Source organism: Micromonospora sp. FIMYZ51 (assembly GCF_038246755.1).
Lineage (GTDB): Bacteria > Actinomycetota > Actinomycetes > Mycobacteriales > Micromonosporaceae > Micromonospora.
Window position 1 is genome coordinate 2,385,992 of the sequence record NZ_CP134706.1, and the last position, 25,547, is coordinate 2,411,538.

Sequence of the window (25,547 nt, forward strand, 5' to 3'; positions counted from 1 at the left end):
AGTTCGGCCGTGACCTTTGACGAGACGGCGACGCTGGGCCGGCGGGACCGCAAGAAGCGACAGACCCGGGCGGCCCTCGCCACCGCCGCGTTGCGCCTGGTCGCCGAGCGCGGGCTGGACCAGGTGACGGTCGAGGAGATCAGCGAGGCGGCCGACGTTTCCGCGCGGACCTTCTTCAACTACTTCCCGACCAAGGACGACGCTCTGGTGGGCAACGGCGAGGGCGACCGGGACGGCGTACTGCGTGCGCTCGCCGCCGTGCCGGCGGAAGCACCCGCACTGGAGGCGCTCCGGCGCGCCTTCGTCGAATTCGTCGACGAGGCGCAGGGCGACGCGGAGCTGTGGCTGCTCCGAATGCGGGTGGTCGCGCAGCACCCGGTGCTGCTGGCCCGCCTGGTTGCCGGCAACACCACCACCGAACGGGCCCTCGTCGAGGTGATCGCCGCGCGCAGCGGGTTGCCGAGCGACGACCCGTACCCCGCCCTGGTCGTGGCGGTCGCCGGGGCTGCCCTGCGTACCGCGATGATCCGCTGGACGGCCAGCGGCGGCGGCGGCTCCCTGGCCGCGCTGCTCGACGAGGCCTTCGCCGCCATCGCCGCCGGCCTGCCGGACCCGCGCACCCTGCCGGACCCGCGCACCCTGCCGGACCCGCGCACCCTGCCGGACCCGCGCACCGGCTGACGCCGGGCCGGCCCGCGCCGATCGAGCCGGCGCGGCACCCAGACCAGCATCGATTCCCCGCGCGACCGCGCGGGGACAGCGACCACGCGTGAGGAAGTAGCCCCATGACGAGTACGACCGAGCCGATCGCCGCGCCCGGGGCGGACGACGGCCGGATGTCCCGCCGCGAGATCCTTCAGGCCCTCTCGGGGCTGATGGTGGGCATGTTCGTGGCCATCCTCGCCTCGACCGTGGTGGCGAACGCCCTGCCCCGCATCATCGCCGACCTGAACGGCAGCCAGACCGTCTACACCTGGATCGTCACCTCCGAACTGCTGGCCATGACCGCCACCGTGCCGCTCTGGGGCAAGATGGCCGACCTCTACAGCAAGAAGCTGCTGATCCAGCTCTCGCTCGGCCTGTTCGTGCTCGGCTCGTTGATCGCCGGGCTCACCCCGAACGTCGAGGTGCTGCTGGTCAGCCGGGTGGTGCAGGGCATCGGTGCTGGCGGCATGACCGCGCTGGCGATGATCGTGATGGCGGCGATGATCCCGCCCCGCGAACTGGGCCGCTACGCCGGCATCTTCGGCGCCGTGTTCGGCGTCGGCACCATCGCCGGACCGCTGATCGGCGGCGTCCTGGTCGACACCTCGTGGCTGGGCTGGCGCTGGTGCTTCCTGATCGGCGTACCGTTCAGCTTCCTCTCCATCGTGCTGCTCCAGCGCACCCTGCACCTGCCGGTCATCCGCCGCAAGGTACGCATCGACTGGGCCGGTGCGGCACTGATCACCGCCGGTGTCTCCACCCTGCTGATCTGGTCGTCGCTGGCCGGACACAAGTTCGCCTGGGCCTCCGGCTGGACCGCCCTGATGGTCGGCGGCGGCCTGGCGATGCTGCTGGCGGCCATCTGGGTCGAGTCCCGGGCACCCGAGCCGATCATCCCGCTGAAGATCTTCCGTAGCCGCACGGTCACCCTGACCACCCTCGCCAGCATGCTGGTCGGCGTCGCCCTCTTCGGCGGGACGGTCTTCCTGTCCCAGTACTTCCAGACCTCGCTGGGCAAGTCGCCGACCGTCGCCGGCCTGATGAGCCTGCCGATGATCCTCGGCCTGCTGGTCTCCTCCACGGTCGCCGGTCAGCTCATCACGAAGTACGGCCGCTGGAAGGCGTACCTGGTGGCCGGGGCCGCGGTGATGGTGGTCGGGATGCTGCTGCTGTCGACAATCGACGTCGACACCCCGCTGCCGCTGCTGTTCACCTACATGGCGCTGCTCGGCATCGGGGTGGGCATGCTGATGCAGAACCTGGTGCTGGCGGCCCAGAACGACGTGCCCGCCCACGAGTTGGGGGCGGCCACCTCCGTACTCACCTTCTTCCGCAGCATGGGCGGCGCGATCGGCGTCAGCGCCCTCGGCGCGGTGCTCGCCAACCGGGTCACCAGCCTGATGACCGCGCAGCTCGGACCGGCCGCCGGGGCGACCGACGGTGGCACCAGCGAGGTGCCCGACCTCTCCGCCCTGCCCGAGCCGGTGCTGCTGATCGTGCGGGACGCGTACGCCACCGCCACCTCGGAACTGTTCCTGATCGGCGCGCCGATCGCGTTCCTCGCCCTGGTCGCGGTGCTGTTCATCCGGGAGAAGGAGCTGCACACCCTCAGCGGCGACGAGCGTGCCGAGAAGGAGGCGGCGGGCCTGACCGCCATGCACTGACCCATCCGACCGGGGCACCGGCACCGGCGCAGCCTGCGCCGGTGCCGGTGCTCGTTCCGGCGAATGGTCTCCCGCCCGGACGTTGCGGTGTCACGTCCTGACCTGCGGCCGGGCGGTGGGGGCGATCGGGTCGCGGCGGGCCGGGTTCGCGCCGGGCCGCCACATCGGCCGCAGCACGGGAGCACCGTCGGGCAGGGCCAGTGGCCGGCCGTGGTCGTGGAAGCCGTGCCGCAGGTAGAGCCGACGGCTGCGCTCGGTGGAGGCTTCGAGGTACGCCGGCAGCCCGGCGGCGTCCGCCTCGCGGAGGCGGTGACTGAGCATCGCGCCGCCGAGGCCGTGGCCGCGTCGCTCCGGCCGTACGCCCATCGACGCGAGGTAGAGGTGCGGTTCCCGGGGACGGTGGGCGGCGACCGTCTCGGCGACCGTCGCCAGCCGCCGGGCGACCGGGTCGTCGGTGGGGCTGACCTGCGCCGGCTGCGCGGCCGGGTCCGCCCCGGCGGCAGTGGCGCCCGGAGCTATCCACGCCGACACTCCGGCCAGGGTGCCGTCGGGAAGCTCGGCGACGGTGATCTGCTCGTCGCGTACGGCGACGTCCAGCATGGCCTGGAACATCGCCGGGGTGCGTGCGGCCCGCTCCGCCGGGTCGGGCAACACCCAGCAGAGCACCGCCTCGTCGACGAAGGCGGCGGTGCAGGCGGGCCCGAGGGCATCGAGATCAGCAGCTGCGGCGAGCCGTACGCGTACGGCGAGGGTGGGAGACACGATCGCTCCTCGGTCGGTGACTGTCACCTCCGATGCTGGCCAGCCGGCGGGCGGCCGGGGAGTACTTTCGTCACGACAATCGGGGTGACGAAAGGGGCCGGGATGACAGGCTCCCGATGCGTCGAGTGCGACGGCGGACTGCCGTCCGGCCCCGGCCGGGGGCGGCCCCGACGGTACTGCTCACGTGGCTGCCAGGCACGGGCGTACCGCCGCCGCCGGGACCAGGGACGGGCCGCGCCGTCGCGGCGTCCACTCGGCACGCGGGCCGGTGACGGCGTCGCCACCCGCGACGATCTGGTACGCATCGCGGTCCGACTGGCCGACGCCGAGGGTCTCGACGCGGTGTCGGTGCGCACCCTGGCCCACCGCGCCGGGCTCACCCCGGACGCGGTCTACCGTTGGGTACGCAACCGGGACGACCTGCTCGGGGCGATGGTCGAGCAGGTGCTGGACAGCGGCCCGATGCCCGACGGGGAACGTGGGACGCCGCGTGAGCGGCTCGTCCGGCTGGCCCGCGCGGAGTGGTCGTTGTACCGGCGGCACCCGTGGTTGTTGGCCGTCCTCGCGACCACCCGGCCGCCGATCGGCCCGGCGGTGCTGACGCTCATCGACGGCACCATCGCGGCGCTCACCGACGCCGGGTACGACCTGCCGGACGCGCTCGCCGGCTACCTCACGTTGAGTGGCTACGTGCAGGGCATGGCGCTGCTGCACGTGACCGAGCGGGCCGAGCGGGCGGCCGGCGCCACCGCCTGGGACACCTGGTGGGCCGGCACCTTCGCGCTGCTGGAACGCACCGGGCGTACCCGGGAGCGCGGCTGGCTGGCCGCCGCGCGGCCGGTGCCGACGGCCAACCCGGATCCGCAGTTGGCGCAGTGGTTCGAGTTCGGCCTGGCCCGCCTGATCGACGGCCTGCTGCCGCCGTGATGTCCGCCGCGACGGGGGCGGGTTGTTGCGGGGCGGGGGTGGGGGAGGGAGGGTGTGGAGGGTGGGGGTGCCGGCGGAGATCGGGGCGTACCGGGTGCAGCGGCTGCTCGGGGTGGGATCGTTCGCGACGGTCTGGCTGGCCCACGACCCGGTGCTGCGGGCCCACGTGGCGATCAAGGTGCTGGCCGAGAACTGGCACCACGACGTACGGGTGCGGGAACGGTTCCTGGACGAGGCGCGGCTGCTGCGCCGGATCGACGACGACCGGCTGGTCCGGGTGCGCCAGGTGGGCGAGTTGGCCGACGGGCGCCCGTACACGGTGCTGGACTGGGCCGACGGGGGCAGCCTGCGGGAACGGCTGGCCGCCGGAATGCTGCCGGTGGCCACCGCGCTGGACGTGCTCGTCGAGGTCGCCGCCGGGGTGGCCGTGCTGCACCGGCACCGGGTGGTGCACCGTGACCTCACGCCCGGCAACATCCTGTTCGGCTCCGGTCCGGACGGTGACCGGGTACTCATCGCCGATCTCGGCCTGGCCAAGGCGCTCGCCGCCGCCTCGGGGCTCACCATGCGGGCCGGCACCCCCGGCTACATGGCCCCCGAACAGGACGATCCGCTTGCGGTCGTGGATGAGCGTGCCGACGTGTACGCCCTCGGCCGGCTCGGCCTGCGGCTGCTCGGCAGTACCCCGGCCGACCCTGCCCGTGCGGGCGGCGATCCGCCAACAGCAGGGCAGCGTGAGGCGGGGCAGCGTGAGGTGGGGCAGCGGGAGACGGGCCTGCGGACGGGCGTACCGGCGGCGGTGGCTCAGGTGCTGCGCCGGGCCGGCGCCACCGACCCGGCCGACCGTTACCCGGACGCCGCCGCCTTCCGGGCCGCACTGCTCAGCGCCTGCGCACCGGCGGCACCACCCGGCCCCCGCGCCGGGCCGCCGCGTACCGAGCTGCCGGTAGGCCCCGCCGACCGGCGGCGGGCCGGCACTTGGCTACCGGCCGGGTCCGGGCGGCTGCGGTGGTTGCTCGGCGTCGGGTCGGTGCTGGTGCTGGTGCTGACCGGCGGCGTGGTCGCGGCCGACTCGGGGCCGGTGGCCACCATCGCCACGAGCGGCCCGGTGAGCGTGGTGCTGCCGGCCGGCTGGCGGGCGGCCGGCACCGGCTGGGCCGGCCGGTACGACGAAGCCGGCCAGCTCGAACCCGCCCTGGTGATCTCACCGGAGCCGCGGAAATGGGCAAGCGATCCGAGGGTGCCGGGGGCCTTCCTGGGGCTGTCGGCCATCGCCGCGCGTCACACCGGTCCGGCCGGCTTCGTCGCCGAACAGCCGCACGCCGACTGCACGGCGGCCCCGGTACGGCAGGTGCGGCGCGGCGGCCTGGACTGGGTGATCGCCCGCTTCGACTGCCCGCACGACCGTCCGGTGCTGGTCGAGGCCGCCGCCCGGACCCCCGTCGGCCTGCTCTACGCGCAGGTGGTGCCTCCGCCCGACGTCGGTGACGAGTTCGTCGACGCACTGCTCGACGGGGTCCGGGTGCGCTAGCCGAGGGCGTCAGCGCACCACCACCGTGATCACGTGCGTACCGTCCGGCCGCGGGATGAACACGTCCACCGTGCCGGTCCGGACGAACCGCAGGTCGACGACACCCGCCTCGTAGTTGTGGTCGACCAGCTCCGGCCGGTCCACCGTGATCTCGCCCGGCCCGATGCCCTGGATCCGTAGCACCCCGCCGGTGGCGAAACAGAGCGACGACGGCAGCGGCCCGCCGGTGGCCAGCGCCAGGTCGTACCGGATCGCGCCGAAACAGGCGCTGGAGGCCGTGGCGGAGACCCGGGGGATCGTCGGTGGCGGCCGGCCGGTCGTCGCGCTCGGTGCGGGTGGTGGCCGGCTCGTCTCGACCGGCCGAGGGGCCGGGGGTGTGGCGGGCGGCGTGGGCGAGGAGACGGCGGACGGCGACGAGGGCGGTGGCGAGGAGGTCGCGGGCGCAGACGTGGCGAGTGAGGACGGTACGGGTGGGCGTACCGGCAGCGGCGCGACGGGCTCGTCCGCGCAACCGGCGGCGAGCGCGACGACCAGGACCAACGCGGCCCGTTGCCGGCCACCGGCCGCTGACGACCGGCCGGCTTGCCCGCCCCGGCGTGGCCGACGCCCGCGTCGCCGGCCGGACCCACCCGGGTTCGCGGCGAGGTCAGTCATCGCCGTCGGTGAGTCGCCGCCGAACCTGCCGGCGGGCCTCGTGGATCCGGGATTTCACCGTGCCCTCGGGTACGTCGAGCAGGTCGGCGATCTCGCGATAACCCAGGCCGAGCACGTCGCGCAGGGTGAGCGCCTCGGCCGCTTCGGCGCGGATCGCGTCGAGGGCCTCCAGCAGGTCCAGCCGGGTGCCGGCGACCACGCTGGTCCGGCGCGGATCGGGCGGGTCCGGCAGCGGTACGCCACCGGCCTCCACCAGCCACCGGCGGCGCAGCGACCGGTACGTGGAGCGGGCCCGGTTGGCCGTCAACTGGTACAGCCAGGTGTGGAAGGAGGAGCGTGCCTCGAACCGGTGGATGCCGCGCGCCACCGCGAGCAGCGCGTCCTGGCACGCCTCCTCCGCGTCCTGGCGGTTGGGCAGCAACCGGCCGCACAGTCGCAGCACCTCGGGTCGGATCGCCGCCAGCAGCGCGTCCCGGGCGTCGCGGTCGCCGCGCGCCGCAGCGGTAGCCAGGTCCTCGATCCCGTCCGTGAGGGTCATCGCGCCCGTCCCGTGCTCGCCTGGTGTGCGGTGCAGCCCAGGTTACGCCGACCACGCCAGCGACGCCTACCGGTCACTCTGCGTGATTTGGCGGGCGCGCGGCAGTCGATGTCCGCGCGGCGCGCTGAGGCCGGTTCGGCGGCGGGATAGGGTGGGCCGACCGACTCGATCATCCGACCCGGGGGGCCTCCGCATGGGCGATTCGTTCGCGCATCTGCACGTGCACACGGAGTACTCGATGCTCGACGGAGCGGCCCGGCTGAAGGACCTGTTCGCCGAGGTCAAGCGGCAGGGGATGCCGGCGGTCGCGATGACCGACCACGGCAACATGCACGGCGCGAACGATTTCTACAAGCAGGCCATGGCCGCCGGGGTGACGCCGATCCTGGGCATCGAGGCGTACGTGGCGCCGGAGTCGCGGTTCCACAAGTCTCGGGTGCGGTGGGGCCGCCCGGAGCAGAAGAGCGACGACGTCTCCGGTAGCGGCGGTTACACCCACAAGACGATCTGGGCGCGCAACAAGACCGGCCTGCACAACCTCTTCACGCTCACCACGAAGGCGTACACCGAGGGCTACTTCGTGAAGTGGCCCCGGATGGACGCCGAACTCCTCGCCGAGTACGCCGACGGGCTGATGGCCACCACCGGCTGCCCCTCCGGTGAGGTGCAGACCCGGCTGCGGCTCGGCCACGAGGCGCAGGCCCTCGAAGCGGCGGCGAGATACCAGGACATCTTCGGCAAGGAGAACTACTTCCTGGAGTTGATGGACCACGGCCTGGACATCGAGAAGCAGGTCCGCGACGGGCTGCTGGAGATCGGCCGCAAGCTGAACATCCCGCCGGTGGTCACCAACGACTCGCACTACACCCACGAGGCCCAGTCCGAGGCGCACGACGTGCTGCTCTGCGTGCAGACCGGCAGCAACGTCGCCGACCCGAACCGGTTCAAGTTCGGCGGCAGCGGCTACTACATCAAGTCCGCCGACGAGATGCGCGGCGTGGACAACTCGGACGTCTGGCTGGAGGGCTGCCGCAACACGCTGCTGGTCGCCGAGAAGGTCGACCCGGCCGGGATGTTCGAGTTCCACAACCTGATGCCGCGCTTCCCGGTGCCCGAGGGCGAGACCGAGGAATCCTGGTTCCGCAAGGAGACCTTCGCCGGGCTGGCCCGCCGGTTCCCGAACGGGATCCCCGAGGGGCACGTGGTGCAGGTCGAGTACGAGCTGGGCGTCATCATCCAGATGGGGTTCCCGTCGTACTTCCTCGTGGTCGCCGACTTCATCCAGTGGGCCAAGAGCCAGGGCATCGCCGTCGGTCCGGGCCGCGGCTCGGCGGCCGGCTCGCTTGTCGCGTACGCGCTCGGCATCACCGACCTGGACCCGATCCCGCACGGGCTGATCTTCGAGCGGTTCCTCAACCCCGAGCGGGTCTCCATGCCGGATGTCGACATCGACTTCGACGAGCGTCGGCGCGGTGAGGTGATCAAGTACGTCACCGACAAGTGGGGCGAGGACAAGGTCGCGCAGATCGCCACCTTCGGCACCATCAAGGCGAAGGCCGCGATCAAGGACTCGGCCCGGGTGCTCGGCTACCCGTACGCGGTAGGTGACCGGATCACCAAGGCCATGCCGCCGGCCGTGATGGGCAAGGACATCCCCCTCGAAGGCATCTTCGACCCGAAGCACCCCCGCTACGCCGAGGCCGGCGAGATCCGGGGCATGTACGAGTCGGAAGCCGACGTCAAGAAGGTCATCGACACCGCCCGGGGCATCGAGGGGCTGATCCGGCAGACCGGCGTGCACGCCGCCGGGGTGATCATGTCCGCCGAGCCGATCATCGAGCACATCCCGCTGATGCGCCGGGACTCCGACGGGGTGATCATCACCCAGTTCGACTACCCGACGTGCGAGTCGCTCGGGCTGTTGAAGATGGACTTCCTCGGCCTGCGCAACCTGACCATCATCGACGACGCGGTGAAGAACATCGGCCTCAACCACGGCAAGGAACTGGACCTGCTGGGGTTGCCGCTTGACGACAAGGGTGCCTACGAGCTGCTGGCTCGGGGCGACACCCTGGGCGTGTTCCAGCTCGATGGCGGGCCGATGCGTTCGCTGCTGCGGATGATGAAGCCGGACAACTTCGAGGACATCTCCGCCGTGCTGGCGCTGTACCGGCCCGGTCCGATGGGCGTGGATTCGCACACCAACTACGCGCTGCGCAAGAACGGCCTCCAGGAGATCACCCCGATCCACCCGGAGCTGGAAGAGCCGCTGCGCGAGATCCTGGCCCCCACCTACGGCCTGATCGTCTACCAGGAGCAGGTGCAGCGCGCCGCGCAGATCCTCGCCGGGTACACGCTCGGTCAGGCCGACCTGCTGCGCCGGGCGATGGGCAAGAAGAAGAAGGAGATCCTGGACAAGGAGTTCATCCCGTTCCGGGACGGCTGCCGCGAGCGCGGCTACTCCGACGAGGCGATCCAGAAGGTCTGGGACGTCCTGGTCCCGTTCGCCGGGTACGCCTTCAACAAGGCGCACTCCGCCGCGTACGGCCTGGTGTCGTACTGGACGGCGTACCTCAAGGCGCACTACCCGGCCGAGTACATGGCGGCGCTGCTCACCTCCGTCGGCGACGACAAGGACAAGATGGCGCTCTACCTGTCGGAGTGCCGCCGGATGGGCATCCAGGTGCTGCCGCCGGACGTGAACACCTCGGCCGGGCCGTTCACCCCGGTCGGCAAGGAGATCCGCTTCGGTCTCGGCGCGATCCGCAACGTCGGCGCCAACGTGGTGAGCGCGATCATGCGGTGCCGCGAGGAGAAGGGCGAGTACGCCGACTTCTACGACTTCCTGTCCAAGGTGGACGCGGTGGTCTGCAACAAGAAGACCATCGAATCGCTGATCAAGGCCGGTGCGTTCGACGCGCTGGGCCACCCGCGCAAGGGTCTGCTCGCCGTGCACGCCGACGCCATCGACGCGTACGCCGACGTCAAGCGCAAGGAGGCCGTCGGCCAGTACGACCTGTTCGGCGCGGGCTTCGGCGACACCGAGACCGCGACCACCACCACGGTGATGCCGACAATCACCGAGGGGGAGTGGGACAAGCGCGACAAGCTCGCCTTCGAGCGGGAGATGCTCGGCCTGTACGTCTCCGACCATCCGCTGTTCGGCCTGGAACACATCCTCGGCCCGGCGGCCGACTGCACCATCGCCGCCCTCTCCGAGGAGGGCACCGTGCCCGACGGGGCGGTGGTCACCCTCGCCGGCATCCTCTCCGGAGTGCAGCGGCGGGTCACCAAGCAGGGCCGGGCGTGGGCCTCGGCCACCCTGGAGGACCTCGCCGGTGGGGTGGAGACGTTGTTCTTCCCGAACACCTACGAGGTGATCGGCCAGTACATCGCCGAGGACGCCATCGTGGTGGTCAAGGGGCGGGTGGACCGGCGGGACGACATCCCCCGCATCATGGCGATGGACATGTCCATGCCCGACGTCAGCGCCAGCGCGACAAACAAACCGGTCACGCTCACCATCCCGGTGACCCGCTGCACCCCGCCGCTTGTGGAACGGCTCAAGGAGACCCTGGTCCTGCACCCCGGCGACGCCGAGGTGCACGTCAAGCTCCTCAACGGCAGCCGTAGCACCACCTGGCGGCTCGGTCCGGTCCGGGTGGCCGCCACCACCGCGCTGATGGCCGACCTGAAGAGCGTCCTGGGCCCGGCCAACGTCAGCTGACCCGTACTTTCATCGACACGTCCTGGGTGGAGATGGGCCAGGGGGTGGGGATTGGACCTGGGGGGTGCACCGGCGGGAGGTTAGCGTCGCTGGGCATGGAGTGGGAACAGGCACAGAAGCTGTGGCACCCGCAGCCCGGCTGGCTGGACAGTGCCAGCTACGGACTGCCGCCCGACCCGGCCTGGGACGCCGTGCAGACGGCGCTCGCCGACTGGCGCGCGGGCCGGGGAGTGTGGAAGGACTGGAGCGCGGCGGCGGATCGGACGCGGGCCGCCTTCGCCCGGCTGGTCGGCGTACCAACGGCCGACGTGGCGATCGGCTCCACCGTCTCCCAGATGCTGGCGCCGGTGGCCGCCGCGCTGCCGGCCGGTGCCCGGGTCCTCGTCCCTGAGGTCGAGTTCACCTCGAACCTCTTCCCGTGGCTGGTGCAGGAGGCGCGGGGCGTCGAGGTCCGCACCGTACCGCTGGACAAGCTCGTCGACTCGATCGACGCCGACACCGACCTGGTGGCGTTCAGTCTGGTGCAGTCCGCCGACGGCACCCTGGCCGCGTACGACGACATCGTCGCGGCGGCACGGGCGCACGACGCGCTCGTCGCCGTCGATGCCACCCAGGCGTGCGGTTGGCTGCCGTTCGACGCCTCCCGGGCCGACGTCGTGGTGGCCGGCGGCTACAAATGGCTGATGGCGCCCCGGGGCACCGCCTGCGCCTACCTCGACCCCGCGCTGCGCGAGCGGCTACGCCCGGACGCCGCCGGTTGGTGTGCCGGCCAGGACCCGCACGCCTCCTACTACGGGCCACCGCTGCGGCTGGCCGACGACGCCCGCCGGTTCGACATCTCGCCCGCCTGGCTCAACTGGGTCGGCGCGGCCCCGGCCCTGGAACTGCTGCTGGAGATCGGGGTGCCGGCGGTGCACGCGCACGACGTGGCGTTGGCCAACCGGTTCCTGGCCGGGCTGGGGCGACCGCCCGGCAACAGCGCGATCGTCAGCGTGGAGGTGCCCGGCGCGCAGGAGAAGCTCGAACGGGCGGGCGTCCGTGCGGCGGTCCGGGCCGGCCGGGTCCGGGCCTCCTTCCACCTCTACACCACCGAAGCAGACGTCGACCTCGCCCTCAACGCCCTGACCGGATGAAAGGAAGGGGCCCTTGTTAACGCCTCGGGTAGAGGAAGGGCCCCTTCTTAACGCGGTGTAGGCGTAGGCGTACCCGTCACTTGCCGGTGCCGGTGACGATGCCCGGGTTGATGCAGAGCCCCGGCGCGCTGCCGTTCTTCTCGGAGATCTCCAGGCAGCGGGTCACCTTGTCCACCTTGGCGTTGGTCTCGGTGATCTGCTTCTGGATCTCGGCGTTGCGCCGGTCCTGTTCGAGGTTGCGGGTCTGGGCGAGCTTGTCCTGGAATGCCTTGATGTTGCCCTCGGTCTTGTCGTCGTGGTTGACCCGGGTGATGGTGACCGACAGGATGTCCACGTCGTCGGCGAGCCGGCCATCGGCGCTGGTCTTGATGCTCTCCGCGAAGGGCTTGAGGTCGACGTTCAGGTTGCCGGTCTTCGCGTCGATGCGCTCCAGCGGGTTGTAGGAGGAGAAGGCGTCGTTCACCGCGCTGTCGAGCTGTACGCCGACCCGCTGGCCCCGGAAGCTGTCGAAGTCGCCCTTGTAGTCCATGAACTGCTTCGGCGCGTTCTCGGGCCGGACCTGCCACTCGACCAGCACCTCGACACAGGCGTCGGCGAGGGTGCCGGTACGCACCCGTACGCAGTTGTTGTCGCCGATGTGGTCGTACTTCTGCCGTCCGGCGTCCCACTCGCCGACCCGCTGCCAGGGCGCGACCCACTTCAGGCCGGAGCCAGTCACCTCACCGGTGGGCTTACCGAAGCTGGTGACGATCCCGACCGAGCGGATGGGCACCGAATGCGCGCTGGATACGACCGTGAGCAGGAGCGTCGCTGCCACGGCGGCGATCGCCGTGAGGACCGCGCCCTGCCGCACACTGCGTTGCGTACCGAACAGGGTGACGGCGACCGCGACGGCCGCGATGACGGCGGTGGCGATCGCCAGGATGAAGCCGAAGGGCATGGTTGCCGAACCTTCCAGGGGATGACCTGCTGAGTTGATCATCAACATAGTCGCCCCTGACAAGAGCCCCAGCATCAAGAAGACAGCTCGCACCACCCCGGCTCCCCGAAAGTGCAAGATCGCGGGGGGAGGGAATGGGGTGGGGGAGAGGGCTGGCCGGCACCCTTGTCGGGTGCCGGCCAGCGAGTGTTCGTCTGTGGTCAGCTGTTCCAGTGCTCGGCGACCAGGTCAGCGGCCTGCTGCTCCCACTGGGCGTACAGGAACGGGTGCGCCGAGACCTGCACCGTCTGGGCGGCCTCGGTCAGCGGCATCTGCTGCCAGCCGTCGACCTGCTGCAGACCCTTCAGGAACGCGGTGGTCGAGTACTGCGGATCGGTGATCTGCTCGACCGTGCCCCAACCACTGGACGGGCGCTGCTGGAACAGGCCCTGCGAGTCGTGGTCGTTGCGGTCACCGAGGTGACCCAGGTTCTCCAGCTTCGACTCCTGCAACGCGGTCGCGATCGACACCACCGCGGCCCGCTCGTCCATACCGGCCTTCTTCGTCGCGGCGATGATCTCCTTGACGTTGCGGGTCTGCTCGTCGTTCAGCTCGATTCGCGACTGCTCACCCTGCACACCATGCGGGATCAGCTTGCCGGTGTCCGGCTTGCCGGCCTGCACCGCGGCGGCGACCGGACCACCAGTGGTGGTCGGGGTGTCGGTGGTGGCGTGGTTCAGCGGACCGGCGGCCAGACCGCCGGCAACAGCCAGACCAGCAATACCCAGCACGCTCTTACGCAGCATCGTGTTCATGACAAAGCTCCATTCGGGGGTTGGCGCACACACCGACGACATGGGGGCATCGGGCGCACGCAAGCACCGTCCGGCGCTCAAAGGCGAAAAAGGGGGGATCCAGCGCGCGGGGCCAGGGCCACGTCGCGGCGCCGGAGCCAGATACAACGACCGACGGGTGGCGGTGATTCCGGGGGATGGGAGATCACGCCGAGGCCCCGTGGGCCCTGCTCGGTCGGCTACCCGATACAACGCCGCCCGGTGGCCCGGCATTCCATGTGGGCCCGGCCCGGTTGGCGGCGGTGGGCCGACCGGTGAGCGGCGTCACATTCGATACGGAACGGTTCCGTATCGCTAATGGCGAGCCTAGGCTCAGCGGTGATTACGGACGGAACCGTATCGAAAATAGAGGGTGCCGGAAATGTCACCGAATGAGAACACGGGACATCCGAGGAGGTGGGCGATCCTCGGAGTGCTGGTGATCAGCCTGCTCGTGGTCGTCCTGGACAACACGATTCTCAACGTCGCGCTGCGTACCCTCGCCGACCCGGTACGCGGTCTCGGAGCCAGCCAGGGCGAACTGGAGTGGTCCATCAACTCGTACACCCTGGTCTTCGCCGGGCTGCTGTTCACCTTCGGCGTGCTCGGCGACCGGGCCGGGCGGCGCCGGATGCTGCTGATCGGGCTGGTGCTCTTCGGTCTGGCGTCGCTGCTCTCGGCGTACGCGCAGAGCCCGGCCCAGCTGATCGCGGCCCGCGCGTTGATGGGGGTCGGTGGCGCGGCCATCATGCCGGCCACCCTGTCGATCATCTCCAACGTCTTCGACCCGCGCGAACGCGGTCGGGCCATCGGGGTCTGGGCCGGCGCGGTCGGGTTGGCGGTGGCGATCGGCCCCGTCCTCGGCGGCCTGCTGCTGGAGCACTTCTGGTGGGGCTCGGTCTTCCTGATCAACGTGCCGGTCGTCGCGCTCGGCGTGCTCCTGGTGGCGCTGCTGGTGCCCGAGTCGCGGGACCCGGAGCCCGGTCGGGTCGACGTGTTCGGCGTACTGCTCTCGGTGGTCGGCCTGGTCGCCCTGACGTACGGGATCATCGACGGCGGCGAGCACGGCTTCGGCCGGCCGCTGGTCTGGGTGGCCATCCTCGGCGGCGTCGCGGTGCTGACCTGGTTCATCGAGTACGAGCGGCGCAGCAGCCACCCCTCCCTGGACGTACGACTGTTCCGGGTGCCCCGCTTCGCCGCGCCGGTGGCGATGATCGGGCTGGTCTTCTTCGCCGCCATGGGCGTGATGTTCTTCAGCTCGTTCTACCTGCAACTGGTGCGCGGCTACAGCCCGCTGGAGACCGGCCTGGTCTTCCTGCCCTTCGCGGTCGCCCAACTCGCCTTCGCCCCGCGCAGCGCCACCATGGTGCGCAGGTACGGAGCCCGGGCGGTCTCGGTGGTGGGGCTGATCCTGACCGCAGTGTCGCTGGGCGCGTTCGCCCTCGTCGACGCGGCCACACCCATCTGGGTGGTGCTTGTCGTCTTCTTCCTCCAGGGCACCGGGATGGCCAACATCATGCCGCCGGCCACCGAGTCGATCATGTCCGCGCTGCCCCGGGAGAAGGCCGGTGTCGGTTCGGCGGTGAGCAACACCATCCGGCAGGTGGCCGCCGCGCTCGGGGTCGCGGTGATCGGCTCGGTGCTGGCGGCCGGCTACCGGGCCGGCATCGACCCGACCCTGGCGGACCTGCCACCGGCGGCACGCGGGGCGGCCGGCGAGTCGATCTCCGGCGCGTACGCCGCAGCCGGTCAGCTCGGGCCGGCGGCGCCGGAGTTGGTCGCGGCGGCCAACGACGCCTTCGTCTCGGCGATGCACTGGTCGGCGGCGCTGGCCGCGCTGGTCGCGGCGGCCGGCATCCTGGTGGCGCTGCGCTGGCTGCCGGGCCGGTCCGGTGCCGGCGTGCCGGCACCCGCCGGCGAGCCCGAGTTGGCCGGTGCGTCCTGACATCGGCGAGAATGGCGCAATGACTGGCACGACGGATGCTCCGCGGTCGCCCGGCCGGCCGCGGAGCACCCGCGCCGCCGAGGCGATCATCGGGGCCACGCTGGACCTGCTCGCCGAGGGCAGCACGATCGGGGAGATCTCGATCGAGGCGATCGCCGCGCGGGCCGGGGTCGGCAAGGCCACCATCTACCGCCGCTGGCCCGGCAAGGACGCCCTGCTGCACGACGCCCTGCGTACGCTCAAGGGCGATCCACCGCAGCCGGCCGGCCGCTCCGTGCGGGAGGACCTGATCCTGCTGGTCGGTGCGGTCGGGCACCACATCGACCCGCGCGCGGCGAAGATCATGCCGTGCCTGATGCCCGAGGTGCAGCGCAGCCCCGACCACTACGTGCTCTACCAGAACATCATCGAGCCCCGCCGCGCGGCGATGCGGGAGGTGCTGCGCCGAGGCATCCGCACCGGAGAACTCCGGGCCGACCTCGACGTCGAGGTGGCCATGGCGATGCTCACCGGACCGATGCTCATCCAGCGGCTGATGAACTGGAATCCCGACCTCGACGCGGCGAGCCTGCCCGAAAAGGTCGTCGATGGGGTCCTGGCGGGCATCCGCGCCCGCTGACCGGTGGCGCCGCGCTCAAGCCCGGCTTTGCCCGCTCGGCGTCCGGCCGGCCGGCTTTGCCCGCGCGGGTCCGATTCGGCCGTAGACTACGGGCGTCTCGAGCCCTGGGGTGGCTCGCCACACTCACCGGAGGTCCGTCGTGTCGACGCCTGTCACCACCCTGGCTCTCGGACCGGACTGGCTCTCCCCGGAACACCTGATCTCGACGTTCGGCCTGCTCGGCATCCTGGCCATCGTCTTCGCCGAGTCCGGCCTGCTGATCGGCTTCTTCCTGCCGGGTGACTCGCTGCTGTTCACCGCCGGGCTGCTCGTCGCCGACGGACGCTACATCACCTATCCGCTGTGGTTGGTGTGCCTGCTCATCACCATCGCCGCGATCACCGGCGACCAGGTGGGCTACCTGTTCGGCCGCAAGGTCGGCCCGGCGCTGTTCCGCCGCCCGAACTCGCGGCTGTTCAAACAGGAGAACCTGCTCAAGGCGCACGACTTCTTCGAGAAGTACGGCGCCCGCTCGGTCGTGCTGGCCCGGTTCGTGCCGATCGTGCGGACGTTCACCCCGATCGTCGCCGGGGTCAGCCGGATGAACTACCGCACCTTCGTCACCTACAACATCGTCGGCGGCATCCTCTGGGGCACCGGCGTGACGGTCCTCGGCTACTTCCTCGGTCAGGTCCCGTTCGTCAAGACGAACATCGAGTTCATCCTGATCGCCATCGTGGCGATCTCGGTGCTGCCGATCGCCGTGGAGCTGCTCCGGGCGCAGATCGCCGCCAAGCGGGGCGTGACCCCGCAGGAGCGCGCGGCGGCCGAGGCGGCGATCCGCGAGACCCGCGAGCACTACGGCAAGCCCTGAGCGACCCCGCCAGCGCTGAGCGACCCCGCCGGCGCTGAGCGACCCCGCCGGCGCTGAGCGACCCCGCCGGCGCTGAGCGAGCCCGGCAGCGAGCGCGGTCAGGTCAGCTGTCGGCGGTACGGAGCCGGTGCAGGCGCAGCGCGAGCTGTACCTCCAGGGCGCGGTCCGGGCGTTGCCAGTCCGCGCCGAGCAGCTGCCCGACCCGTTCCAGCCGCTGAGTCACCGTGTTCACGTGCACGTGCAGCTGCTCGGCGGCCCGGGCCAGGCTGCCGCCCACCCCGAAGTACGCCTCAAGCGTCCGGACCAGGGCAGTGCCGCGCCGGGCGTCGTACTCGATCACCGGACCCAGGGTGGCGGTGAGGAAGCGGCGTACGTCCGCCTCCCCGCCGTCGGAGACGGTGCCCAACAGCAGCCCGACGAAGCCCAGCTCGGCGCTGCTCGCCCCCTGCCCGGCCCGGCCCAGCGCGCCAAGCGCGGTCAGGCAGCGGTCGGCCTCCCGGAACGCGGCGGCCAGCGACTCGGGCCCGGTGGATGGTCCGCTCGCCCCGGCCGTCACCGGCCGGCCGGTGACCCGCGCCAGGTCCCGGGCCACCGCGCGGGCGCTGGCACCGGCGTCCTGCCCGGGCAGCATCAGCACCACCCGGCCGTCGCGCGCAGCGGCCAGCCCGCCCCGGGCCGAGGCGTACGTGGTGGCCCAGGAGAGCACCCGCTGGCGGGCCGAACCGGTTGCCGCGATGGCGTCCTCGCCGACGGCCACCAGCACGTGCGGGGCGTCCAGGTCGACGCCGAGGCGGCGGGCCCGACCGTGCAGGGCGTCGGTGTCCCGCAGCGGCCGGGCGATGAGGTCGTCGAGCAACTCGCCCCGGACCCGGCCCTCCGCCTCGGCGACGGTCCGCCGGAACAGCAGCAGCAACGCGGTCACCAGGGCAGCCCGTTCCAGGATCCGTTGGTCGGCGTCGGCCAACTCGCCCTCGGGGTGCAACACCAGCACGCCCAGGTTCTCCGCGCCGGCCACCACGGCGGCGTACCAGAGCGGCCCCCGGCGTACGCTGCGCCCCTCGGTCCGGGACGCGGCCACCGCCTCGACGATGTCCGCCCGGTCCGGCTCGTCGATCTCGCCGACCCGGGCCAGTCGCCGGCCCTCGGCATCCAACGCCAGCAGCGACCCGCCCAGCACGTCGGTCACCGCCGCCGTCACGTCCTCCACCCCACCGCCGCGCAGCACCAGCGCGGTCATCCGGTCGTGCGCCGCCGCGGCCCGCTCCACCGAGCTGCTGTGCGCCCGGATGGTGGTGTTTGCGGCGGACAACTCCTCCAGCGCCGCCCGGGTCTCGGCCAGCAGCCGGGCGGTGTCGATCGCCACGGCGGCGTGGGCGGCCAGCGAGAGCAGCAGCGCCACCTCCTCGCGGGCGAACGGCCGGGCCGAACGGTTCGCCGCGTAGAGCACGCCGATGCTCGTGGAACCGAGCCGCAGCGGCACCCCGAGGATGGCCACCAGCCCTTCCTCGCCCACCCCGGCGTCGATCTCCCGGGTGTGGTGGAACCGCTCGTCCTCCGGGTAGTTCGCGGTCACGTACGGCGCGCCCGACTGGGCCACCAGGCCACCGAGCCCGGCACCCATGGGCAGCCGCAGCCGTTGGAACCGGGCCGACACCGAGCCGTCGGTGACCCGCATGTATGTGTCGCCGCGCTCGGCGTCGTTGAGGGTCATGTAGGCGACGTCGGCGCCGAGCAGGTGCCGGGCCCGGTGCACGATCGCCCGCAGCACCTCGTCCAGGTCCCGCAGCCCGGCCAGGTCGCTCACCGTGTCGTACAGGCCGGACAGTTCGCTCTCCCGGCGGCGCCGCCGCTCCAGCAGCGCGCGGACCCGCAGCGCCACGGTCTTGGCCCGCTCCAGCTCGGCGATCCGGTCGGCACTCAGCCCGGCGGAGCGGGCGGCGACCAGCGGACCCTCGAACTCGACCGCAGCGGCCTCCCGGGCGAGCAGTTCCAGGAACTCCACCGGCGAGGACATGACCGACATTGTGCGGGGGGACACTAGTTCGCCGTCCAGCCCCCGTCGAGTGCGATCGAGGCGCCGGTGAGGAACGCGGCGGGCGGCGAGCAGAGGTACGCCACCAGCTCCGCCACCTCCTCGGGCTCGATCAGCCGCTTGATCGCCGCCCGGGCCAGCATGATCTTCTCGATCACCTCGGTCTCCGGGATGCCGTGGGTGGCCGCCTGGTCGGCGATCTGGCTCTCCACCAGCGCGGTACGCACATAGGCCGGGTTGATGCAGTTGGCGGTGACGCCGTGCGCCGCGCCCTCCAGCGCCACCACCTTGGAGAGTCCCTCCAGCGCGTGCTTGGCCGAGACGTACGCGGCCTTGTAGGGCGAGGCGCGCAGCCCGTGCACCGAGGAGATGTTGACGATCCGGCCCCAGCCGCGCGCGTACATGTGCGGCAGCGCCCGCCGGACGAGCAGGAACGGTGCCTCGACCATCACCCGCTGGATGTACTCGAAGCGTTCGACCGGAAACTCCGGCACCGGGGCGACGTGTTGCAGGCCGGCGTTGTTGACCACGATGTCCACGTCGGTGTCGAGTCGCTCGACCGCTGCCGGGTCGGCCAGGTCCACTCCCTCGGCCCGGCCGCCGGCCTCGGCGGCGACCAGCTTGGCCGCCGCCACGTTGCGGTCGACCACAAGCACACTCGCGCCGGCCGCGGCCAGCCGCAGGGCGCAGGCCCGGCCGATGCCGCTGCCGCCGCCGCTGACCAGGGCGGTACGACCGGCGAGGTCGACGTTCACGACGTGGGGGACCGCCACGGGTTCTGCCGTCATGGCGCATGAAACTACGAGCTGTGTGGCCGGGCGCACATGGGGTCGCGGCACATACTCCCACCACACTCTGTGGTCGGTACGGACACCACACGGCTGTGGGCGTGTCCCGGGACGCGGCGGTGTCCTCGGCTCGGTAGGGTGTCGAACACATGTGCTGCCCGGGGCGGCGGGGAGGAGGGGCGCGTGCGGGTGCTCGGCGTCGACCCGGGGCTGACCAGGTGTGGGGTCGGTGTGGTCGAGGGGGTGCCCGGGCGACCGTGCACGCTTGTGGCCTACTACGTGGTGTACACCGATCCGGCCGACGAGTTGCCGGCGCGCCTGCTGCATCTGGACCGCTCCCTCACCGACCTGGTCGCCGAGCACCGGCCGGACAGCGTGGCCGTGGAGCGGGTGTTCAGCCAGCACAACGTGCGTACGGTGATGGGCACCGCGCAGGCCAGCGGGATCGCCGTGCTCGCCGGGGCACGCGCCGGACTGCCGGTGCAGACGTACACCCCGAGTGAGGTGAAGGCGGCGGTGACCGGCTCCGGCCAGGCCGACAAGGCGCAGATGACCGCGATGGTCACCCGGCTGTTGCGGCTGGCCGAGCCGCCCCGCCCGGCCGACGCCGCGGACGCCCTGGCCCTGGCCATCTGCCACGTGTGGCGCGGTGGCACGCGCTCGAAGCTGGCCGCCGCGGCCGACCGGGTACGACGAGGAGGAACGAGATGATCGCCAGTGTGCGTGGCGTGGTGACCGCGACCGGTCCGGACCACGCGGTGATCGAGGTCGGCGGGGTCGGGCTGGCCGTGCAGTGCGCCCCCGGCACCATCGCCGAGCTGCGGGTGGGCCAGTCCGCACGGCTGGCCACCAGCCTCGTCGTCCGGGAGGATTCGCTCACCCTCTACGGCTTCGCCGACGACGACGCCAAGGCGCTCTTCGAGTTGTTGCAGACCGCCAGCGGGGTCGGCCCCCGGCTGGCCCAGGCGGTCCTCGCCGTGCACACCCCGGACGCCGTACGCAAGGCGATCGCCAACGCCGACACCGCGGCGCTGACCCGGGTGCCCGGGATCGGCAAGAAGGGTGCCGAGCGGCTGGTGCTGGAGCTGCGCGACCGGATCGGCCCGGTCCCCGTCGGTGCCGACGGCGCGGCCGGGGTCACCGGCGGCGCCTGGCCCGAGCAGGTCCGCCAGGCGCTGATCGGGCTCGGCTGGACGGCCGGGCAGGCCGACCAGGCGGTGGCCGCCGTGGCGGAGACCGTCGACGGTCCCACCCCGCCGGTGCCGGTGCTGCTCAAGCAGGCCATCCGGCTGCTGGGTCGGACCCGATGACCGCCTCCGAGAGCAACCTGGTCTCGGCGTACGTCAGCGACGCGGAGCGGGACGCGGAGGTAAGCGTCCGGCCGAAGCGACTTGACGAGTTCATCGCCCAGCACCGGGTCCGCGACCAGCTCGACCTGCTGCTGAAGGGTGCGATGCGGCGCGGCTCGCCACCCGACCACATTCTGCTCTCCGGGCCGCCCGGCTTGGGTAAGCCGGTCTCCGTGGATGCCCTGGTGCTGCTGGAGGACGGCACTCGACGGCGTCTCGGTGACATCGTCGTGGGAGATCGTGTCATCAGCCGGACCGGTGCGGGGGCGACTGTCGCCGCCGTGCACGAGCAGGGCGAGCTGGACTGTGTCCGGATCCGGACGGCCAGCGGACGGGAGGTGGTGGCCGCCCCGGATCACCCCTTCTGGACGCCGGAGGGGTGGGTCAAGGCAGGTGATCTGACCGACCGGGATTTCGTCGCGAACGTTCTGACACCGGAACTCGTCGCCGACGGCACCGAGAGCACCGCGGAGTACCGGCTCGCCGGGTACCTCGTCGGCGACGGTTGCACGACCAACCAGGTGACCTTCACCGGTGGTGACGATGACGTGCTGGCCGATTTCCGGTCCACCTGCGATCACCTCGGGTACGGCCACACCACCCGGCCGAACAGTGCCCGGAGCTCGCTGATCCGCATCTCGGGGCTGCTGCCCTGGCTCTCCGAACACGGTCTGCTCGGCAAGAACGCCTGGTCCAAGCGGGTCCCGGCGTTCGTGTTCCGGGGTGACACCTGGCAGGTGTCGGCCTTCCTCGGTGCCTACTTCGCCTGTGACGGCACGGTGAGTCGCCGAGGCAGCGACCGGTACGACGTGGTGGTCGAGTACTACAGCGTGTCCCGGGAACTTCTCGCCGACGTGCAACACCTGCTGCTCCGGCTGGGCGTGCAGTCGCGCTTGAAGCTCAAGCGGGGCCGCTACCAGGGCAGGCCGCACGAGTCGTGGCGGCTCAGCATCACCAGCCAGGACGATGTGGCCAGGTTCGTGCAGCGAGTCACGGTGCTCGGTGAGCGGGGCCGGAGGCTGGCGGAGTGGGCGCCGCGCCGGGATCGGTTCGAGGAACGGCTGGCGGCTGACCGAGTGGTCTCCGTGGAGCCGGTCGGCCTGCACGAGTGCCGGTGTCTGACAGTCAACGGTGACCACACATTCACCGTGAACGACCTGGTCGTGCACAACACCACCCTGGCCAATATCGTCGCCGCCGAGCTGGGCACCGGCATCCGGGTGACAAGTGGCCCGGCCATCGAACGCTCCGGTGACCTGGCCGCGATCCTGACCAGCCTCGCCGAGGGCGACGTGCTCTTCATCGACGAGATCCACCGGATCGCCCGGCCGGCGGAGGAGCTGCTCTACAGCGCGATGGAGGACTTCCGGGTCGACGTGGTGGTCGGCAAGGGGCCGGGTGCCACCGCCATCCCGTTGGATGTCGAGCCGTTCACCCTGGTCGGTGCCACCACCCGCTCCGGCCTGCTGACCGGCCCGATGCGGGACCGCTTCGGGTTCGTCGCCCACCTGGACTTCTACGCCCCCGACGAGTTGGAGGTGCTGCTGCGCCGCTCGGCGGGCATCCTCGGCGTACCGATCACCGATGAGGGGGCGGCGGAGATCGCCGGCCGGTCCCGGGGCACGCCCCGGATCGCCAACCGCCTGCTCCGCCGGGTGCGGGACTTCGCCGAGGTACGCGCCGACGGGGTGGTCACCGTGGAGACCGCCCGCGCGGCGCTGACCGTGTACGACGTGGACGCGCTCGGGCTCGACCGGCTCGACCGGGCGGTGCTGACCGCGCTTGTCGACTCCTTCCGGGGCGGCCCGGTCGGCCTTTCCACTCTGGCGGTGGCGGTGGGGGAGCAGCCGGACACGGTGGAGGAGGTCTGCGAGCCATTCCTGGTGCGGGCCGGTCTGCTGGCCCGTACGCCGCGCGGCCGGGTGGCCATGGAGGCCGGCTGGCGGCACCTGGGGCGTACGCCGCCGAATGGTACATTTGGCACTGAAGCACCTTCCGCGCCCGATCTCTTCTCGATGGACACCGATGAGCCGTGATCTGTTCGTGATCTGTGCGGCGTTCGGCGTTCCCAGATAGAGCGACTAGACTCGCCGCGGTCTGTACAGGATGTGAAAATCCGCCTCCGCTCCGGCGCTCACATGCCGGCGGAGGCCAATGGGAAGGTCGACAACCGTGCTCTACCAGGCAGCAGAAGGCGGCGGAGCGGGGAGCTTCACCCCGATCCTCATGATCGCGCTGCTCTTCGGCGTCATGTACTTCATGATGATCCGTCCGCAGCAGAAGCGCCGCCGCGAGGCCGAGGCGATGCAGTCCGGTCTCTCCGCTGGCGACGAGGTGGTCACCATCGGCGGGCTGTACGGCACGGTCACCGGTGTCGAGGACGACAGCGTCCTGCTCGAGGTCGCCCCCGGAGTGCAGACCCGCTACGCCCGCCCGGCGATCGCCCGGGTGGTCACCAAGGCGGAGCGCCCCGTCGAGCCGGCGGCCGAGGAAACCGACGCCGTCAAGGAGTAAGCCCCACACCCACCCGGTTCGCTCGGACCGGGTGGGATCGCCCGTACGCGTCCCCGGCGGGCGAACGCCGACGCGAGGCGAGCTTCGGATCCCGCGCCGACGTGGTGAGACAACTGGATAGAAGGACCGCCGCGCCCGCGGCGGCGCGACCGTACAGGGAGACAGGACAGCCGTGGCACCACCTCAGGGACAGATGCGCCCGGGACGGCAGTTGGCCGTCCTCGCGGGCATCCTCGTCGTCCTCTATATCTTGGTGTTCTTCTCGGGCGGCGCCAGTGGCGGCTGGAAGGACCGGCTCGAACCCCGTCTCGGTCTCGACCTCGTCGGCGGCACCCGGCTGACGCTGGAGGCGACAAACACCATCGACGGTCGGGCCCCGACGTCGGACAACCTGGAGCGGGCCCGCCAGATCATCGAGAGCCGGGTCAACGCGTACGGTGTGGCCGAGGCCGAGGTGGTCACCGAGGGCGACCGCAACATCGTCGTCTCCCTGCCCGGCGAGAACCGTGACCTCAGCGAGGTGGGCAGCGCCGCTGAGCTGCGGTTCCGTAAGGTCCTGAAGATCGTCGACGGCAGCGGCGCGATCCCGTCGCCGGCGCCGAGCCCGAGCGGCACCGCCGAGCCGACGCCGTCGGGCACCCCGTCCGGCACCGCGAGCCCCGCCCCGGACGCCGAGGCCAGCGCCTCGCCGTCGGCGGGTGGCCAGGGCGGCGGTGCGCCGACGCCCAGCCCGAGCGCGACGCCGAGCGCCGCCCCGTCGCCGACGGCAAGCGAGCAGCCGGTGCCGCAGAGCATCGAGGAGCAGCGCCGGGCCGTCGAGCAGAAGGTCGGCGCGGAGGCCTGGGCCGCCGCGAACGGCTTGCAGGCGCCTGCCGATCTGAGCGCCGACCCGACGCTGGCCGAGAAGCTCAAGCCCTTCGGCGAGCTGACCGGCCGCGAGGTGGCGGTGCTGCCGGCGCAGATGCAGTTCAACGTGCCGACCATCAGCTGTGTGCAGCTCGACGACCGGCCCCCGGCCTCCATCTCCAACCCGGAGGAGCAGGTCGTCGCCTGCGAGGGCGGGTACGCGAAGAACCTGCTGGACCAGGCGAAGGTGCTCGGCACCGACGTCTCGGACGCCAACGCGGTGCGCGACCAGACCAGCCAGTGGGTGGTGAGCCTCAACTTCACCAGCTCCGGCCAGGACAAGTGGACCGCGCTGACCCGGGAGGCGTTCAACAACGAGGGCCAGGCGTGTGACGCCTCGGCGCTCGGCGACGAGGGCAAGTGCCGGGTCGCGGTGGTGCTGGACAACGAGATCATCTCGTCGCCGCAGATCCAGGGCGTGCTCACCGGCAACTCGCAGATCACCGGCAACTTCAGCAACGCCGAGGCCAGCGAGCTGGCCGGTTACCTGAGCTACGGCGCCCTGCCGGTCACCTTCGAGGCGCAGGAGTCGCAGAACGTCACCGCCACCCTGGGTGAGAGCCACCTGCGCGCGGGTCTGCTCGCGGCCGGCATCGGCATGCTGCTGGTCATCATCTACTCGTTCTTCTACTACCGGCTGCTCGGCTCGGTGATCTTCGCGAGCCTGGTGCTCTCCGCCCTGCTGCTCTTCGGTGCCCTGGTGGTACTCGGCCGGCAGATCGGTTTCACGCTCACCCTCGCCGGCATCGCCGGCATCATCGTGTCGCTCGGTGTGGCGGCGGACTCGTTCGTCATCTACTTCGAACGACTCAAGGACGAGATCCGCGAGGGTCGCAGCCCGCGCAGCGCGGTCTCCCGGGCCTGGGTCCGGGCCCGCCGGACGATCATCTCGGCGAACCTGATCACGATCATGTCGGCCCTGGTGCTCTACATCGTCTCGGTCGGCACGGTGAAGGGCTTCGCCTTCGCCCTCGGTCTGGCCACCGTGCTGGACCTGGTCGTGGTCTTCCTCTTCCGGCACCCGATGATGACCATGCTCGCCCGCAGTCGGGCATTCCTGTCCCCGCGGGTCAGCGGTCTCGGCCGGGTGTTGCCGCCCCGGTCGGAGTCGGCGCAGTCCCGCAACCCGCGTGTCAAGGAGGCCTGAG

Annotated in this window: 21 protein-coding genes and 2 pseudogenes; 16 read left to right on the top strand and 7 right to left on the bottom strand. The window is 71.5% G+C overall.

Annotated features, from left to right (window positions below):
- Positions 1-9: 9 nt before the first annotated feature.
- Together QQG74_RS11650 and QQG74_RS11655 are read left to right on the top strand one after the other, a co-directional pair.
- Positions 10-681 carry a TetR family transcriptional regulator gene (locus QQG74_RS11650; protein ID WP_341720306.1) on the top strand — a complete coding sequence of 224 codons (672 nt, stop codon included), beginning with the start codon at positions 10-12 and terminating at the stop codon, positions 679-681.
- A 104-nt stretch (positions 682-785) separates the two neighbouring features.
- Positions 786-2,369, top strand: a complete 1,584-nt coding sequence (locus QQG74_RS11655) for an MDR family MFS transporter (RefSeq protein ID WP_341720307.1) — start codon at positions 786-788, stop codon at positions 2,367-2,369.
- A 90-nt stretch (positions 2,370-2,459) separates the two neighbouring features.
- Here the strand turns inward: QQG74_RS11655 and QQG74_RS11660 are convergent, their stop codons facing one another.
- A complete protein-coding gene (locus tag QQG74_RS11660) occupies positions 2,460-3,131 on the bottom strand; it encodes a GNAT family N-acetyltransferase (RefSeq protein ID WP_341720308.1) in 672 nt (223 codons plus the stop codon).
- A gap of 102 nt (positions 3,132-3,233) precedes the next feature.
- Here QQG74_RS11660 and QQG74_RS11665 point away from each other — a divergent pair, with 102 nt between their 5' ends.
- The gene (locus QQG74_RS11665) at positions 3,234-4,058 is read left to right on the top strand and encodes a TetR/AcrR family transcriptional regulator (RefSeq protein WP_341720309.1); all 825 of its coding nucleotides are present in this window, start codon (positions 3,234-3,236) and stop codon (positions 4,056-4,058) included.
- Positions 4,059-4,119: 61 nt separating this feature from the next.
- Entirely contained in the window at positions 4,120-5,589 is a 1,470-nt protein-coding gene (locus QQG74_RS11670; RefSeq protein WP_341720310.1) for a serine/threonine-protein kinase, read from the top strand.
- Positions 5,590-5,598: 9 nt separating this feature from the next.
- Here the strand turns inward: QQG74_RS11670 and QQG74_RS11675 are convergent, their stop codons facing one another.
- Both QQG74_RS11675 and QQG74_RS11680 read right to left on the bottom strand, forming a co-directional pair.
- On the bottom strand, positions 5,599-6,243 hold the full coding sequence (locus QQG74_RS11675) for a hypothetical protein (RefSeq protein WP_341720311.1): 645 nt from the start codon (positions 6,241-6,243) through the stop codon (positions 5,599-5,601).
- Complete coding sequence (locus QQG74_RS11680; protein WP_341720312.1) at positions 6,236-6,781, bottom strand: RNA polymerase sigma factor; 546 nt, start codon at positions 6,779-6,781, stop codon at positions 6,236-6,238. The genes QQG74_RS11675 and QQG74_RS11680 overlap by 8 nt, the downstream gene beginning before the upstream one ends.
- A 193-nt stretch (positions 6,782-6,974) precedes the next feature.
- Between QQG74_RS11680 and dnaE the strand changes: the two genes are divergently transcribed.
- Positions 6,975-10,508, top strand: a complete 3,534-nt coding sequence (gene dnaE / locus QQG74_RS11685) for a DNA polymerase III subunit alpha (RefSeq protein WP_341720313.1) — start codon at positions 6,975-6,977, stop codon at positions 10,506-10,508.
- A gap of 95 nt (positions 10,509-10,603) precedes the next feature.
- Complete coding sequence (locus QQG74_RS11690) at positions 10,604-11,641, top strand: aminotransferase class V-fold PLP-dependent enzyme (protein WP_341720314.1); 1,038 nt, start codon at positions 10,604-10,606, stop codon at positions 11,639-11,641.
- Positions 11,642-11,717: 76 nt separating this feature from the next.
- Here QQG74_RS11690 and QQG74_RS11695 read toward each other — a convergent pair whose 3' ends face one another.
- Both QQG74_RS11695 and QQG74_RS11700 read right to left on the bottom strand, forming a co-directional pair.
- Entirely contained in the window at positions 11,718-12,581 is an 864-nt protein-coding gene (locus QQG74_RS11695; RefSeq protein WP_341720315.1) for an SPFH domain-containing protein, read from the bottom strand.
- Between the two features lie 200 nt (positions 12,582-12,781).
- Positions 12,782-13,375 (bottom strand): hypothetical protein, encoded by a 594-nt coding sequence (locus QQG74_RS11700; RefSeq protein WP_341720316.1) that lies wholly within the window; start codon positions 13,373-13,375, stop codon positions 12,782-12,784.
- 400 nt (positions 13,376-13,775) lie between these two features.
- Here QQG74_RS11700 and QQG74_RS11705 point away from each other — a divergent pair, with 400 nt between their 5' ends.
- From QQG74_RS11705 to QQG74_RS11715, 3 genes are all read left to right on the top strand, one after another.
- On the top strand, positions 13,776-15,338 hold the full coding sequence (locus QQG74_RS11705) for an MFS transporter (protein WP_341720317.1): 1,563 nt from the start codon (positions 13,776-13,778) through the stop codon (positions 15,336-15,338).
- Between the two features lie 19 nt (positions 15,339-15,357).
- A complete protein-coding gene (locus QQG74_RS11710) occupies positions 15,358-15,957 on the top strand; it encodes a TetR/AcrR family transcriptional regulator (RefSeq protein WP_341720318.1) in 600 nt (199 codons plus the stop codon).
- A gap of 139 nt (positions 15,958-16,096) precedes the next feature.
- The gene (locus QQG74_RS11715; protein WP_341720319.1) at positions 16,097-16,810 is read left to right on the top strand and encodes a VTT domain-containing protein; all 714 of its coding nucleotides are present in this window, start codon (positions 16,097-16,099) and stop codon (positions 16,808-16,810) included.
- A 103-nt stretch (positions 16,811-16,913) separates the two neighbouring features.
- On the opposite strand, the gene QQG74_RS11720 is transcribed toward QQG74_RS11715, so the two are convergent.
- Together QQG74_RS11720 and QQG74_RS11725 are read right to left on the bottom strand one after the other, a co-directional pair.
- A complete protein-coding gene (locus QQG74_RS11720; protein WP_341720320.1) occupies positions 16,914-18,833 on the bottom strand; it encodes a helix-turn-helix domain-containing protein in 1,920 nt (639 codons plus the stop codon).
- A 14-nt stretch (positions 18,834-18,847) separates the two neighbouring features.
- The gene (locus QQG74_RS11725) at positions 18,848-19,630 is read right to left on the bottom strand and encodes a 3-hydroxybutyrate dehydrogenase (RefSeq protein ID WP_341720321.1); all 783 of its coding nucleotides are present in this window, start codon (positions 19,628-19,630) and stop codon (positions 18,848-18,850) included.
- Between the two features lie 183 nt (positions 19,631-19,813).
- Here QQG74_RS11725 and ruvC point away from each other — a divergent pair, with 183 nt between their 5' ends.
- The 7 genes and pseudogenes from ruvC (at position 19,814) to secD (ending at position 25,546) form a co-directional block, all read left to right on the top strand.
- Positions 19,814-20,341: a crossover junction endodeoxyribonuclease RuvC gene (ruvC, locus tag QQG74_RS11730; RefSeq protein WP_341720322.1), complete on the top strand. Its 528-nt coding sequence runs from the start codon at positions 19,814-19,816 to the stop codon at positions 20,339-20,341.
- On the top strand, positions 20,338-20,940 hold the full coding sequence (gene ruvA / locus QQG74_RS11735; RefSeq protein ID WP_341720323.1) for a Holliday junction branch migration protein RuvA: 603 nt from the start codon (positions 20,338-20,340) through the stop codon (positions 20,938-20,940). Before ruvC ends, ruvA begins: the two co-directional genes overlap by 4 nt.
- A pseudogene (locus tag QQG74_RS11740) lies at positions 20,937-21,224 on the top strand (hypothetical protein); the annotation flags it as partial. The gene ruvA and the pseudogene QQG74_RS11740, both read left to right, overlap by 4 nt.
- A 96-nt stretch (positions 21,225-21,320) precedes the next feature.
- A pseudogene (locus QQG74_RS11745) lies at positions 21,321-21,959 on the top strand (LAGLIDADG family homing endonuclease); the annotation flags it as partial.
- On the top strand, positions 21,960-23,015 hold the full coding sequence (gene ruvB, locus QQG74_RS11750) for a Holliday junction branch migration DNA helicase RuvB (protein ID WP_341721208.1): 1,056 nt from the start codon (positions 21,960-21,962) through the stop codon (positions 23,013-23,015). It abuts the pseudogene before it with no gap.
- Between the two features lie 136 nt (positions 23,016-23,151).
- Positions 23,152-23,493 carry a preprotein translocase subunit YajC gene (gene yajC, locus QQG74_RS11755; protein WP_341721209.1) on the top strand — a complete coding sequence of 114 codons (342 nt, stop codon included), beginning with the start codon at positions 23,152-23,154 and terminating at the stop codon, positions 23,491-23,493.
- A gap of 172 nt (positions 23,494-23,665) precedes the next feature.
- Complete coding sequence (gene secD / locus QQG74_RS11760; protein ID WP_341720324.1) at positions 23,666-25,546, top strand: protein translocase subunit SecD; 1,881 nt, start codon at positions 23,666-23,668, stop codon at positions 25,544-25,546.
- Position 25,547 lies beyond the last annotated feature (1 nt).

Excerpts from the sequence above, each read along its gene's own strand:
- ruvA (WP_341720323.1), top strand. The coding sequence starts at position 20,338 with ATGATCGCCAGTGTGCGTGGCGTGGTGACCGCGACCGGTCCGGACCAC.
- QQG74_RS11725 (WP_341720321.1), bottom strand. The coding sequence starts at position 19,630 with ATGACGGCAGAACCCGTGGCGGTCCCCCACGTCGTGAACGTCGACCTC.
- QQG74_RS11675 (WP_341720311.1), bottom strand. The coding sequence starts at position 6,243 with ATGACTGACCTCGCCGCGAACCCGGGTGGGTCCGGCCGGCGACGCGGG.
- QQG74_RS11705 (WP_341720317.1), top strand. The coding sequence starts at position 13,776 with ATGTCACCGAATGAGAACACGGGACATCCGAGGAGGTGGGCGATCCTC.
- QQG74_RS11700 (WP_341720316.1), bottom strand. The coding sequence starts at position 13,375 with ATGAACACGATGCTGCGTAAGAGCGTGCTGGGTATTGCTGGTCTGGCT.
- dnaE (WP_341720313.1), top strand. The coding sequence starts at position 6,975 with ATGGGCGATTCGTTCGCGCATCTGCACGTGCACACGGAGTACTCGATG.
- QQG74_RS11665 (WP_341720309.1), top strand. The coding sequence starts at position 3,234 with ATGACAGGCTCCCGATGCGTCGAGTGCGACGGCGGACTGCCGTCCGGC.
- QQG74_RS11655 (WP_341720307.1), top strand. The coding sequence starts at position 786 with ATGACGAGTACGACCGAGCCGATCGCCGCGCCCGGGGCGGACGACGGC.
- QQG74_RS11680 (WP_341720312.1), bottom strand. The coding sequence starts at position 6,781 with ATGACCCTCACGGACGGGATCGAGGACCTGGCTACCGCTGCGGCGCGC.
- QQG74_RS11690 (WP_341720314.1), top strand. The coding sequence starts at position 10,604 with ATGGAGTGGGAACAGGCACAGAAGCTGTGGCACCCGCAGCCCGGCTGG.
- QQG74_RS11720 (WP_341720320.1), bottom strand. The coding sequence starts at position 18,833 with ATGTCGGTCATGTCCTCGCCGGTGGAGTTCCTGGAACTGCTCGCCCGG.
- QQG74_RS11695 (WP_341720315.1), bottom strand. The coding sequence starts at position 12,581 with ATGCCCTTCGGCTTCATCCTGGCGATCGCCACCGCCGTCATCGCGGCC.
- QQG74_RS11710 (WP_341720318.1), top strand. The coding sequence starts at position 15,358 with ATGACTGGCACGACGGATGCTCCGCGGTCGCCCGGCCGGCCGCGGAGC.